We start from the raw sequence: 12,819 nt of genomic DNA on the forward strand, positions 1-12,819 counted from the left end.
CGAACGAAGGCGAAGGATGGGAGACAGAGGCGGCTGAGCCTGGGTATCACATCCTTCGCCATGAGCCAAGAGAACGACCCCTAGCGGGCGACCACGAGCGGGATGGGCGCGTGGCGGCTGCTGGAGGCCGGGGTTGCATTTTTGATCGCCGCCTCGAACTCCTCGGGGAAGAGCTTGAGCGCCGAGCGGATGGGGCTGACCGCGCTCTCGCCCAGCAGGCAGAAGCAGTTGCCCGCCATCTGGTTGTAGAGATCGTGCAGCAGCGGGATGTCGCCAGGGCGACCGTGGCCTTCGGACACGCGGTGCAGCACGCTGGTGAGGAACCACGTGCCCTCGCGGCAGGGCGTGCACTTGCCGCACGATTCGTGCTTGAAGAACTCGTCCATCTTGTAGGCCAGCTGCACCGCGCTCACCGTCTCGTCCAGCACGATCACCGCGCCGGAGCCGAGCATGGAGCCAGCCGCCGCCACGCCCTCGTAGTCGAGCGTGATGTCGAGCTTGTCGGCGGTGAGCCAGGGGGCCGAAGCGCCGCCCGGGATGACGATCTTCACGTTGTTGCCGTTGCGGATGCCGCCGCCGTAGTCGGGCGAGTAGATCAGCTCGCGCAGCGACACGCCGAAGGGGATCTCGTAGTTGCCGGGCCGGTTCACGTGGCCCGACAGCGAGAAGGCCTTGGTGCCAGGGCTTTTCTCGGTGCCAAACTGCCGGTACCAAGCCACGCCCTTGCCGATGATCATCGGCACGTTGGCCAGCGTCTCCACGTTGTTGATGATCGTGGGCTTGGCGTACAGGCCGGCCACCGCCGGGAAGGGCGGCTTGAGCCGGGGCTGGCCGATCTTGCCTTCGAGCGACTCCATCAGCGCGGTCTCTTCGCCGCAGATGTACGCGCCCGCGCCGCGGTGGACGTAGATGTCCAGGTCGTAGCCCTTGCCGAAGATGTTCTTCCCGAGGAAGCCCTTCTCGTAGGCGCTGGCGATGGCCTGGTCAAGCCGCCGGGCGGCGGCGGCGAACTCGCCGCGGATGTAGATGAACGCCGTGTGGCACTCGATCGCGTAGGCCGAGAGCGCGATGCCCTCGATCAGCTGGTGGGGGTTGCGGTCGATGATCTGGTGGTTGTTGAAGGTGCCCGGCTCGCTCTCGTCGCAGTTGCAGAGCAGGTAGCGTGGGAACACATCCTTGGGGAGGAAGCTCCACTTCACGCCGGTGGGGAAGCCCGCGCCGCCACGACCGCGCAGCCCGGCGTCCTTCACCATCGTCATGATATCGGCGGGTGTCTTCTCAGTCACCGCCATACGGTACGCTTCATACCCCCCATGCTGGAGGTAGACATCGAAATCGGCGATGTTCGGGATGTCCAGATCGCGTAGTACAATATGCTCAGTCAGCGGGGGCATGGCCAATTTGCACCTTTCCAGTATCTGGTAGCAGATGCACAGATTTGCTAAGGAGGCTGTATTTCGGGGCTTACTGTACCATTATAACAGCTTCGTGTCAAATAGTACAAAGGCGAGAGTTGTGCATACCACCGCTTTTTTTTCGCTTCGCCCGCTGCTTCCCAGCGAGCAGGAATGCCTTACGACGTTCTGGCAAGAACACTGGGGCGCACCGCTGATGGTGACCCGTGGGGTCATCCACCACGCCCGCGATCTGAGCGCGTTTGTGGCCGAAGATCCGGCGGGCGCGTGGGTCGGGCTGCTGAGCTACCGGGTGGAGGGCGGCGCGTGCGAGGTGATGTCGCTCGATGCGCTGCGCGAGGGCCAGGGCATCGGCACCGCGCTGCTGGGTGCGATCGTTGGGCTGGCCCGCGCCCAGGGGCTCGCGCGGCTGTGGCTGATCACTACCAACGACAACACGCGCGCGCTGCGCTTCTACCAGCGGCGCGGCTGGCGGCTGGCCGCGCTCTACCCTGGCGCGGTGGAGGCGGCCCGCGCGCTCAAGCCCTCCATCCCACTGTCCGGCGACGACGGCATCCCCATCCGCGATGAGATCGAACTGGAGTACCCGCTGGGCTAGACCAGGCCCTGCTCCACCGCCAGCCGGGTCATGGCGCTGCGGGTGGAGACGCCCAGTTTGCCGTAGATCGAGCGCAGGTGGGCGTGCACTGTGCGCGGGCTGACCACCAGGGTGGCGGCCACCTGTGCGTCGGTCATGCCGGTGGAGACAAAGCGCAGCACCTCTAGCTCGCGCGGGGTCAGCGCGTCGGGGGCGATGGCCTGGGCGGCGGCGTGGGCTAGGCGCGGCGACTCGATCTGCTCAAGGCGGGCGCGCACATCCTCGCTGCTCTCGCGGTCGCCCATGGTGTCGAAGGCGGCCAGGGCGCGCTGGTAGTGGCCTGCGGCCTCGGCGGCGGCACCCTCGGCGCGGGCGGCGTCGCCCAGGTAGGCTGTGGCCCATGTCTCGCCCCAGGCGAACCCGGCGTGGGCAAACAGCCCTTGGCTCTCGGCGAAGCGGGCGCGGGCGGCTGCGGCATCGCCGCGCTCCAGCGCGATGATCCCCAGGCGGATGAAGGTCCACGCCACCTCCTCCTGCGCGCCGCTGGCCTCCAGCAGCACCAGGCTCTGCTCGTAGAGTGCGCTGGCCTCGGCGGCGTCGCCGCGCATGTGGGCCATGCGCCCCAGCCCGCTGAGCGCCAGCCCCACCCCGGCCTGGTCGCCGAGCGCGCGGTGGATCTGCAGGCTCTCGGCGAAGTAGCGCTCGGCCAGGCCGAAGGCCGACTGCACGTTGGCCAGCCAGCCCGCGCCGATCAGCGCCCGTGCCCGCACGGCGGGGGCCAGATCGGCGCTCTGCAGCGCCAGATCGAGCCAGGCGCGGCCCTCGCTGACATGCCCGTGGATGTGCCAGAAGCGCCAGATCGCCCCGCCGATGCGGGCGATGCTGGCGGCGTCGCCGTCGGCGCGGGCCTTGGCCAGCGCCGCGCGGATGTTGCTGTGGGCCTGCTCCAGCTGGTCGAGCAGGCGGCGCTGCGCCGGGCCGACCAGCAGGGCACCGGCCTGCTCGGCCAGCTGGGTGTAGTAGCGGTGGTGGCGGGCGGCGGCGCCGGGCAGGTCGTCGTGGGCCAGCTGCTCCAGCGCGAACTCGCGGATGGTGTCGAGCATGGTGAAGCGCGGCTGGCCATCGGGGCCGTCAAGCCGGATGAGCATGGATTTGTCGAGCAGCGACGAGAGCGTGTCGAGCATGGGGGTGGGCGGCGCATCGGGCGGCAGCAGCGCCACGGCCTCGGCGGCCTCGATCGACCAGCCGCCGACGAACACGCCCAGCTGGGCGAAGATCGCCTGCTCCTCGGGCGAGAGCAGATCGTAGCTCCACGCGATCGTCTTGCGCAGAGTCTGCTGGTGGGCCGGAAGGTCGCGCGGGCCGCTGGTCAGCAGGTCGAGCCGACTTTCCAGCCGCTCGTAGAGCGCGTGGATCGACAGCAGGTTCAGGCGCGAGGCGGCCAGCTCGATCGCCAGAGGCAGCCCCTCCAGCCGCTGGCAGATCGCGGCGATGGTGGCCGAGGTCTCGGTGGAGACCACGAACTCGGGGCGCACCGCGCGGGCGCGCTCGATGAACAGGCTGGCGGCGGCGTTCTGGGCCAGCTGGTCGACATCCAGCAGCGGCGCGGGCACATCCAGCGGCGGCACGGCGTAGCGGCGCTCGCCCGCCAGGTTCAGCACCACGCGGCTGGTGATCAGGATGGTGAGCGTGGGGCACTGGCCCAGCAGCTCGGCCACCAGCGGCGCGGCGTCGAGGATCTGCTCGAAGTTGTCGAGCAGCAGCAGGGTGCGGGCGGGGGCCAGCTCATCCAGCACGCGCTGGCGCGCGGCGCGCTCGTCGGGCTCGCGCAGGCCCATGGCGCGGGCGATGGCGGTGACCACCTGGCCTGGGTCGGCGATGCTGGCCAGCGGCGCGTAGATCACGCCGTTGGAGAAGCTGGGCGCGAGCCGCTGGGCGGCGTGCAGCGCCAGGCGCGATTTGCCGATCCCGCCCGGCCCGGTGAGGGTCAGCAGGCGCGTCTGCGGGTCGCCGAGGATGGCGCAGATCGCCTCTAGCTCGGCGGCGCGCCCGATCAGCGCGGTGATGGGTATGGGCAGCGGCGTTGGCGCTGGATGGGTGGAGAAGGGAATTGACATAGTTAGCATCGCACTGCGGACAAGGGATATAGCGTATTGTAGCCCCGACATGCGGCGGTTGTCCAGTTGTGGTGCTCGTTCGTTGGGCTGCGCTGCCCGTTCTCGTTTTTTGCCAGTGGTGTGCGCTGCCTTACGATTAGCCAGGTGTGTGGGGAGAGGGTGGCGGGGATGATACTTCTATCACAGATAGCTTGTGACGGGATGAACGAATGCCGCTCCGCCCGACAGCTGCCGGGCGGAGCGGGTGGACTTCTAGCGGTTGTTGTAGAGCGCGGTGATCAGCTCGCCGTTGGCGGTGTCGCCGCTCAGATCCCAGAACATCGCGCCGCCGAGGCCCCGGGACTTGATGTAGCTCATCTTGGCTGCCATCACGGCCGGGTCGTCGAAGGTCCAGAAGATCCCGTTGCTGTAGAGCCAGGCGGCCTGGGCCTCGCTATTGAAGTAGCGGGTGTAGCCCTTGGTCTTCAGCACCTTGTAGTCCTCGTAGCCGGCCTCGTAGGTGCCAGCGGGCGAGCCGCTGCCCGTTTGCCAGAGGCCGTTGTTGGCGCTGGGCACGTTGCTCCAGCCGCGCCCGTAGAACGGCACGCCCACCACCAGCTTGCTGGCCGGTGCGCCCGCGTTGATCCAGCTGCTCACCGCCGAGTCCACGCTGATGCGGGTGTTGCCGGTGGCTGGGTCGGCGGCGGGGGTGTAGAGGTTCGACTGGAAGTTGGTCTGGTTCTCCCAGCCGCCACCGTGGAAGTCGTAGGTCATCAGGTTGATGAAGTCGAGCGACTGGCTGATCTTTGCCACCTCGATCTTGCTGATCTTATCGGGCGCGGCGGGCGCGGCGATGGTGAGCAGCAGACCCGAGCGCACGGCGTTCAGCTGGCTGCGGAACTCGGCCAGCAGCGCGGTGAAGTTGGCGGTGTCCTCGGGGCGGTAGTTGCAGGTGTTGCCGCACGCGCCCGGGTACTCCCAGTCGATGTCGATGCCGTCGAACACGCCCGCCCAGCGCGAGTCCTTGATGTAGAGGTCGACGCACGACTTCACGAACGCGGCGCGGTTGGCGGGCAGGGCGGCGTCGGAGAAGCCGCTCGACCATGTCCAGCCGCCCAGCGAGATCAGAACCTTGATGTTAGGATAGGCGGCCTTGAGCTTGCGCAGCTGGTTGAAGTTGCCGCGCAACGAGCCATCCCAGCTGTCGGCCACGCCGTCCACGCTCTCGGCGGCGGTGAAGGCGCGGTCATAGTCGGCGTAGGCGTCGCCGATCACACACTGGCTGTTGGCGACGTTGGCGAAGGCGTAGTTGATGTGGGTCAGCTTGCTGGCCGAGCCGCTGGTGACAATGTTCTTCACCAGGTAGTTGCGCTGGTAGATGCCCCACTCGGTGAAGTAGCCGACGAACTTTTTGCTGCCCGAGGGCACGCTGGTGGGCGTGGCGGGCTTGGCTGTGGCCGTAGGCTCCGCTGTGGCCGTGCTGCCGGGCTTGGGCGTGGCGGTTGGCACCGCCGTGGCGGGCTTGGGCGTGGCCGTGGCGGGCTTGGGCGTGGCCGTGGCCGAGGTGGTCAGCTTCTCCCACAGCGCGGGCACGGCGGCGGGCGTCCAGTCGGACAGCGAGGTGTGGGCCTGGATGCAGCGGTACTCTGACCCCTGGTAGCTCACCACGTCGCCCACAGCGTAGGCGTGGTAGTTGCCATCCCAGGCGGGGGCGGCGGCGGCGGCGGGCAGGGTGAACGTGCTGAAGATCGCCAGCATCATGAGGACGGCAAAGAACATACGACACTTTGCAAGAGCGTTCATACGTGTTGCTCCATTCGTGTTTGACTAAGACGATATGTGAGTCACGCGAGTAGGGGCGAAGTCTGCGCAGGCGGAAGCCGCCCGCGGCGGTGTGCATGAACCACCCAGTCTTCCCACGCTCCTTTCTTTAACAGCTGCTTTTGGCCTAGCGCCCTACTGCGGTACCCGATAGGTTTGAGGCGCAGGAGACCCGCGCCAGATACGCTCGGCGGCACCGTGGGCGCCTGCGATCCGTGTGTGGTAGGCCCGGACGGCCTGGGGCATCGGCTCGGTGCGGAAGAGCTCGTCGATCTGGCTGCTGTAGGCGGCGATCGCCTCGATCTTCGGCGCGAGCGTGGTATCTATCGCCACGACATGCGGCTGAAACGGCGTGGTCAGCGCGCTCTGGCGGGTCTCAACCGCGCCAGCGTACATGGCGTAGGGGAAATCTTCGTAGAGGGTGAGCGCATCGCCCGCGATGGCTAGGGCGGCGCTGTGGGTGATCTGGTGGTCGACATGGAAGCCGACGCCGAGCGGCGCGTAGAGCGCGGCGCGCGGGGCGCGGCGGCGCACCTCGGCGATGTAGCCCTCCAGCGCGGGCCGCAGCGGGTCGTCGGCCACGGGCGTGCCGAAGAGCGACTCGCGGGTGGTGTAGGCGTCGGGGCGGCGGTAGATCGCGTCGAGGAAGCCCGCCCAGATGTAGTCGGCACCGATCCGCGCCATGGCGGCGGCGTCCTCATCCAGCCGCGCGGCCACCACCTGCTCGGGCGGCAGCGCCCAGAACCGATGGAACTCCTGCGCCAGCTCGCTGAACGGCCCCTCGGGCGGCGGCGCGGCGGTGCAGAGCGTGATCACCAGCACGCGCTCGCCGCGGCTGCGCTGGTTGATGATCGATCCGCCGCACGAGAGCACCGCGTCATCCAGATGGGGCGAGAGGTAGATATGATCGTAGGCATCTGTTAGGTCTGCGAGCTGTGTCTGTTGCATAGTTTCGCCGGATCTCCACACAAGAAGGCTTCACCACCGACGGCGGGCAGCGCCGGGGCGCAGGCGGGGCGCGTGGCCCCGCCGCGCTGGGGTGCGCTAGGTCGTGCGCGTGACCTTGTTGAGGCCGCGCGGCATGTTGGGGTCGTTGCCCTTGGCCACCGTTAGGTGGTAGCAGAAGATCTGCGCCGGGATGATCGCGGTCAGCGGGCTGAGCCAGCTGGGCAGCGCGGGCAGCCGGATGGAATCCTGCGTGAGGCTGAGCGCGCGCTCGTCATCCGAGAGCACCACCAGCTGGGCCTGCTGGGCCACCAGCCGCTCAAGCAGGCCCAGCACATCCTCGTACACCGCATCCTGGGGGGCGGTGGCGAACACCGGCAGGCCAGGGGTGACGAGCGCGGCGGGGCCGTGCTGGAACTCGGCGCTGGAGTAGGGGTCGGCGGCCACGTAGGCCATCTCTTTCATCTTCAGGCCCCACTCGAGCGTGGTGGCGAAGTTGTAGCCGCGCCCCAGGATGAGGCAGCGCTCCATGTGGCGGAACTTGGCCGCGATCTCCTGCAGCACGGCCTCGTGGGCCAGCACGGCGGCGGCGGCCTCGGGCACGCGGCCCAGCTGGGCGCGGCGCTCGCCGCTGGGGTCATCTAGCGCCACCGAGAGCATGGCGATGGTGAGCAGCTGGGCGGTGTAGCTCTTGGTGGCGGCCACGGCCTTCTCGGCCCCGGCGCGCACATCCAGCGTGAAGTCGGCGGCCTGGGCCAGCGGCGAGCCGGGCGCGTTGGTGATCGCCATGGTTAGCGCGCCCTGGCGCGCGCCCTCGGCCACCACCTCGACGATGTCGGGCGACTCGCCCGACTGCGAGATGCCCAGCACCAGCGCGCGGCTCAGGTCGGGCGCGGCCTGGTAGCGGGTGAACATGGACGGCGAGGCCGACGCGACCACCAGCCGGTTATACATGCCCCAGAGGTACTGGGCGTAGAACCCGGCGTGGGCCGAGGTGCCGCGCGCCGAGAGGAAGACATAGGCGATATCGCGCGAGCGGATGGCCTTGGCGGCCTCCTGGACGGCGGGCCACTGCTCGCGCAGCAGCGCGGCCAGAACCTCGGGCTGCTCGCAGATCTCGGTGTAGACGCTCATAGTGTATTCCTTTACCCCGCGATGCCGTGGCCGCGATCGTAGAGGCCGTGGATCGATACGGGGAGATGTCCTTTCCAAGGGATGGTGCCAAACAGCGCGGCGGCCAGCGCATGGAGCGATGGCTCCTGCACGCCGTAGCTGCACGCGAACACGGGCGCGGTCGGGAACTCGGCCAGGTCGTAGGGCAGGCGCAGGGCAACCACCGCCACGGGCTTGCCGCTGGCCAGCAGGGCCTTGACCAGGGCGGCCTGTCCGGGCTGCATAAAGGCGTTGATGGTGGCCACCACCACGATGTCGGCCTGGGCCACCTGGGCGCACAGCGCGGCGATCTCGACCTCGCTCGGGTCGGCGGGGGCCTGCACCTCGGCGGTGTTGGCGTGGTGGCGGCGCACCGCGTCGGCTAGGCTGCACGACTCGTAGGAGGATGTGTCGGCAGGCGTCAGGTCGCGCATGGCGGGCACCACCACGGCGATCTGCTGCTCGGGGGCGGGCCGCAGCGGCAGCAGCCTGCTGTCGTTGCGCACCAGCGTCACCGACTGCTCGGCGATCTCGCGGGCCAGGGCTAGGTGCTCATCGCTGCGCAGCACGCCCAGCGACGGCTGGCTCTGCTGCTGCACCCAGCGCTTCAGCGCCAGCACGCGCTCCGCCGAGGCGGCTAGGTCGGCCAGATCGAGCAGCTGGCGCTGGGCGGCGTGCACCAGCGAGCGGTATATCATGTCGACCGTCGCCTCGTCCTCCATCAGCAGCAGCAGATCCTGGCCTGCGGCCACGGCGGCGATCATGTCCACCTGCTTGTTGCCGCCCTGGGCGATCGCGCCCATGTTCATGGCGTCGCTGATCACCACGCCGCCGAAGCCCAGCTTTTCGCGCAGCAAGTCGCGGATGATCGGGCGCGAGAGCGTGGCGGGCAGGGCGGCCTCGTCGTAGGCGGGCACGCCCAGGTGGGCCGTCATGATCAGCTTGGCCCCGCCCTCGATGGCGGCGGCGAAGGGCGGCAGCTCGACCTGATCGAGCCGCTGGCGGTCGTGGGGCACCAGCACCGCGCCGTGGTGGGTGTCGCTGGCGACATCGCCGTGGCCGGGGAAGTGCTTGGCGGTGGCGGCCACGCCTGCGGCCTGCATGCCGCGCACCATGGCTCTGGTGAGCCGCGCGACGGCTGCCGGATCTTCGCCAAATGAGCGCACGCCGATCACCGGGTTGGCCGGGTTCACGTTCACATCGCAGGATGGCGCGTAGTTTACATTTACGCCCACCGCCGCCAGCTCTAGCCCCATAGCGTGGCCAGCCCGCTCGGCCAGGTCGGCGCTGTCGGTCGCGCCCAGCGCCATGTTGCCGGGGAAGGGCGTGGTGCCGCCGATCGCCACCAGCTGCCCGCCCTCTTGGTCGGCGGCGATCAGCAGCGGCGGCTGGCCTGCCGCAGCGGCGGCCTGCTGGATGGCCTCGGTGAGCGCGCGCACCTGCGCGGGGCTGCCCGCATTCCAGTGGCGGAACAGGGTGACACCGCCCACATGCTGCTGGCTTAGCCGCTCGATCAGCTCTGGGGGCGGCGTGATGCCGTCAAAGCTGATCATGAGCTTCTGGCCGATGGTCTGTTCGATGTTGAGAGGCATAGGCGGCTCCTCGTGTGGTCGTCGGTGACTAGGGGCGGCGCAGCAGCGGCAGCCCCAGCTCGGAAGAAAGCACCAGTGCGCTCGCGCCCAGCAGCACCGCGTCGGGGCCGATGCCGCCGATGCTGATGCGCACATCCTTGGCCAGCGCGCCGATCAGGCGGGTGGTGAGCGATGTCGTGATGGCGTCGCGCAGGCCGTCGCCCAGCGCGGCGACCGGGCCAGCCACCACTACGCGGCGGATGTTCAGCAGTCCCACGATCTGCGCCACCGCGATGCCGAGCGCGCTGCCCGCCTCGTGGATGGCGCGGCGGGCGGCGGGGTTTTCTGCAGCGCTGGCCTGGGCCACATCCTGCAGGCTCTGGAAGGTCTGCCCGGCCAGCTGGCTGGCACGGCGGGTGATCGCGCGGCTGCTGGCCACGGCCTCTAGGCAGCCATCGTTGCCACAGCGGCAGCGCGGGCCGTCCTCCCTCACCACGATATGGCCGATCTCGCCCGCGTTGCCGGTGTCGCCCGAGAAGAGCCTGCCGCCCAGCACGATGCCTGCGCCGATGCCGCGCCCCACCTGCAGCACCACCAGATTCTCGCCCAGCTCGTGCCCGCCAAACGATTGCTCGGCCAGCGCCGCAAGGTGGCTGTCGTTGGCCAGGTAGACCGGCAGGTCGTAGCGCTGGCGCAGCACGGCGCGCAGCGGCAGGTTCTGCCAGCCCAGGTTGACGGCGCGCAGCACCTCGCCGCTGGGGTCGATCAGGCCGGGGGTGCCCAGCCCGATGCCCAGCAGCGGGCGGTCGGTGCGGGCAATCAGCGCATCGATCAGCGCGTAGAGCGACTGGAGCGCGGCCTCGCCGCCGGCCTCGGGCAGCGGGGCGGCCTGCTCGTAGCGCAGCTCGCCGCGCAGGTTCACCAGCGCGCCGCGCAGCTCGCCGCCCGCCGCGTCCAGCCCGATCATGTGGCGGGCGTCGGCGTCGATGTCGAGCATCACCGGCGTGCGCCCCACGTTGCTGGGGCCGTGGCCGGTCTCGACCACCAGGCCGCGCTCGATCAGCTCGCCCACGACCTCGGAGACCGTGGCGCGGGTTAGGCTGGTCATGCGGGCGATCTCGGCGCGGCTGATGCCGCCCTGCTCGTAGATCGCGCGCAGCACCAGGGTGCTGTTATGGGTTTTAGTGTGTTGGCGAGTCGCCTTTTCGATGAGTACCGACATCGGCCTGTTGAGTTTGTCTGTTCACTAAACTTATTTTTGTGGATTACGACGAGTGTATATGCTGGCTGTGGTGCGGCATACGGCAATCTTGCCTATCTTGCCCTTGGGGCCTATGCCTAGGCAATGGCGGCATGGCCTCTAGATGCGGCATACCCGATTTTCACCACCAAGGGGATACATACCACGAGGGCGCGAAGACGCGAAGAGAAGAAAGAACCGCTTCACCACCAAGGCTCCAAGAGAATAAACGGTGATAGAAAATGGCGAGAATCCGGCCTTACCTACCCGGCCCATGCGGCGAAGGTGCCGCTCGTGTTTTGATGGCCATATGCACGAACACTAGCCGCCAGCAATCGGCATCAGAACGCTCAAGATTGAGGGTTCCAAGGGGGCGATGCCGCCTGGTGGGGTTCCTAGGGGCTGGCCCTTATATGGTGTCACGTTGTACCACGTCGTAAGGTTTTTTTGGCACCCATGCCCGATCGATGGCCGATGCACGGCATTGCGATCATCGTATCCGACCCGATGATCGCAATGATTCACCACGGGTGTAGGGGGCGGACCTGGTGTCCGCCCCATCGCGATGCGCCGCGTTCATCGGAACGCGACCCGATGCTCACGGTGCGTTCCAATGAACGCGGCGCCGCTTCATCGGCATCATCGAACGACCCTCCGATGGGCACGATGACCACGGCGTGGGCAGACACCAGGTCCGCCCCTACGGCCATAATTCCATCATGCGCATGCCTAACCATTACCCGTAATGGCCACCGATCATCCTCGCCATGCGGTCTTGCCGCGCATCCCGCATCCCAATGCCCCGCTCATGAAAGTGACACCTGTTGAGGGGGCTAGCCCCTGCGCGCCGCCTGCGCAGATCAGCCTGCTTCCCTGATGGACGCGGCTGGCTCTTGCATTGCTTCGTGATGCGTGCTATCATGCAAGCGCTTTCTGAAAGCGCTTGCATTTACCCGTGAAGGAGCGGCTATGTCCGACCCACAGCCAGCCACGATCGACATGGTCGCCCAGCGCGCCGGGGTCTCGATCTCCACCGTCAGCCGCGTGCTCAACCGCAGCGTGCCGGTGGCCGAGCCCACCGCCGCCCGCGTGCTGGCCGCCGTGGCCGAGCTTGGCTATGTGCCCCAGATGGCGGCCAAGAGCCTGGCGCGCGGGCGCACCCGCGCCCTGGGCCTGCTGCTGCCCGACATCAACAACGACTTCTTCTGGCCGCTGCTACGCAGCATCACGGTGAGCGCTGGGCGGGCAGGCTACACCGTGGTGGTCTCGGTGCGCGACTCGCCCGATGCGCCGCCGCAGGTGGGGCGACATAACGCCGACGGCCTGATCATCTTCAACACCAGCGCCAGCCCTGCCGAGCTGCGCAGCATCCGCGCCACCGGCATCCCGATGGTGCTGCTATACCAGAACGGCGGGCCGGATCTCTCGATCCCGCTGATCACGATCGAGAACAAGCGCGGCGCGCACCTGGTGGTCAGCCACCTGATCGAGGCCCACGGCCACCGCCGGATCGCCATGCTGACCGGCCCCCAGGGCAGCGAGGACTCGTACTGGCGCGAGCAGGGCTACCACGCCGCGCTGGCCGAGCACCGCATCGCCGCCGACCCGGCGCTGGTGGGGCCGGGCCTGTTCGACGAGGCCGCCTCCTGCGCCACCGTGGCGGCCTGGCTAGAAGCGGGGCTGGATTTCACCGCCGTGTTCGCCTGCGACGACGACTCGGCGCGCGGCGCGCTGCGGGCTTTGGCCCAGGCGGGCAGGCGCGTGCCCGAGGATGTGGCCGTGGTCGGCTTCGACGACTCGCCGCTCTCGCCCTACACTCAGCCGCCGCTCACCACCGTGCACGCCCCCACCGAGCAGGTGGGCCAGCGCGCGGTGGCCCAGATCATCCACGGCATCGAGCACGGCCAGATGCTGCCGCTGACCCTGCTTCCCACCGAGCTTATCCTTCGCCGATCCTGCGGCTGCGGTGCCGCAGGCGGCATGCAATGAAAGGCATAGACCC

The 12,819-nt window shown here is 68.5% G+C and carries 9 protein-coding genes; 2 read left to right on the forward strand and 7 right to left on the reverse strand.

All coding sequences use genetic code 11. The annotated features are described in order from the left end of the window. Positions 1 to 80 precede the first annotated feature (80 nt). The gene (gene nuoF, locus F8S13_20835; GenBank protein KAB8140972.1) at positions 81 to 1,394 is read right to left on the reverse strand and encodes an NADH-quinone oxidoreductase subunit NuoF; all 1,314 of its coding nucleotides are present in this window, start codon (positions 1,392 to 1,394) and stop codon (positions 81 to 83) included. Between the two features lie 34 nt (positions 1,395 to 1,428). On the opposite strand from nuoF, the gene F8S13_20840 reads away from it, so the two are divergent. Beyond that, positions 1,429 to 2,013, forward strand: coding sequence for a GNAT family N-acetyltransferase (locus F8S13_20840; GenBank protein KAB8140973.1), 585 nt, complete (start codon positions 1,429 to 1,431; stop codon positions 2,011 to 2,013). Here F8S13_20840 and F8S13_20845 read toward each other — a convergent pair. The 6 genes from F8S13_20845 to F8S13_20870 all read right to left on the reverse strand — a co-directional run bounded on the left by F8S13_20845 (position 2,010) and on the right by F8S13_20870 (position 10,799). Continuing rightward, complete coding sequence (locus tag F8S13_20845; protein ID KAB8140974.1) at positions 2,010 to 4,160, reverse strand: LuxR family transcriptional regulator; 2,151 nt, start codon at positions 4,158 to 4,160, stop codon at positions 2,010 to 2,012. The two genes, F8S13_20840 and F8S13_20845, sit on opposite strands and share 4 nt — an antisense overlap. Before the next feature lie 201 nt (positions 4,161 to 4,361). Further along, positions 4,362 to 5,891 carry a chitinase gene (locus tag F8S13_20850; protein ID KAB8140975.1) on the reverse strand — a complete coding sequence of 510 codons (1,530 nt, stop codon included), beginning with the start codon at positions 5,889 to 5,891 and terminating at the stop codon, positions 4,362 to 4,364. 153 nt (positions 5,892 to 6,044) lie between these two features. Beyond that, positions 6,045 to 6,857: a PIG-L family deacetylase gene (locus tag F8S13_20855; protein KAB8140976.1), complete on the reverse strand. Its 813-nt coding sequence runs from the start codon at positions 6,855 to 6,857 to the stop codon at positions 6,045 to 6,047. Between the two features lie 96 nt (positions 6,858 to 6,953). Then, on the reverse strand, positions 6,954 to 7,988 hold the full coding sequence (locus F8S13_20860; protein KAB8140977.1) for an SIS domain-containing protein: 1,035 nt from the start codon (positions 7,986 to 7,988) through the stop codon (positions 6,954 to 6,956). An 11-nt stretch (positions 7,989 to 7,999) separates the two neighbouring features. Further along, positions 8,000 to 9,733, reverse strand: a complete 1,734-nt coding sequence (locus tag F8S13_20865) for a glycoside hydrolase family 3 protein (GenBank protein KAB8140978.1) — start codon at positions 9,731 to 9,733, stop codon at positions 8,000 to 8,002. Continuing rightward, positions 9,627 to 10,799 (reverse strand): ROK family transcriptional regulator, encoded by a 1,173-nt coding sequence (locus tag F8S13_20870; GenBank protein ID KAB8140979.1) that lies wholly within the window; start codon positions 10,797 to 10,799, stop codon positions 9,627 to 9,629. Before F8S13_20870 ends, F8S13_20865 begins: the two co-directional genes overlap by 107 nt. 987 nt (positions 10,800 to 11,786) lie before the next feature. Between F8S13_20870 and F8S13_20875 the strand changes: the two genes are divergently transcribed. Continuing rightward, positions 11,787 to 12,806: a LacI family transcriptional regulator gene (locus F8S13_20875; protein KAB8140980.1), complete on the forward strand. Its 1,020-nt coding sequence runs from the start codon at positions 11,787 to 11,789 to the stop codon at positions 12,804 to 12,806. Positions 12,807 to 12,819 lie beyond the last annotated feature (13 nt).

It is taken from the genome of Chloroflexia bacterium SDU3-3, assembly GCA_009268125.1.
Taxonomy (GTDB): Bacteria; Chloroflexota; Chloroflexia; order Chloroflexales; family Roseiflexaceae; genus SDU3-3.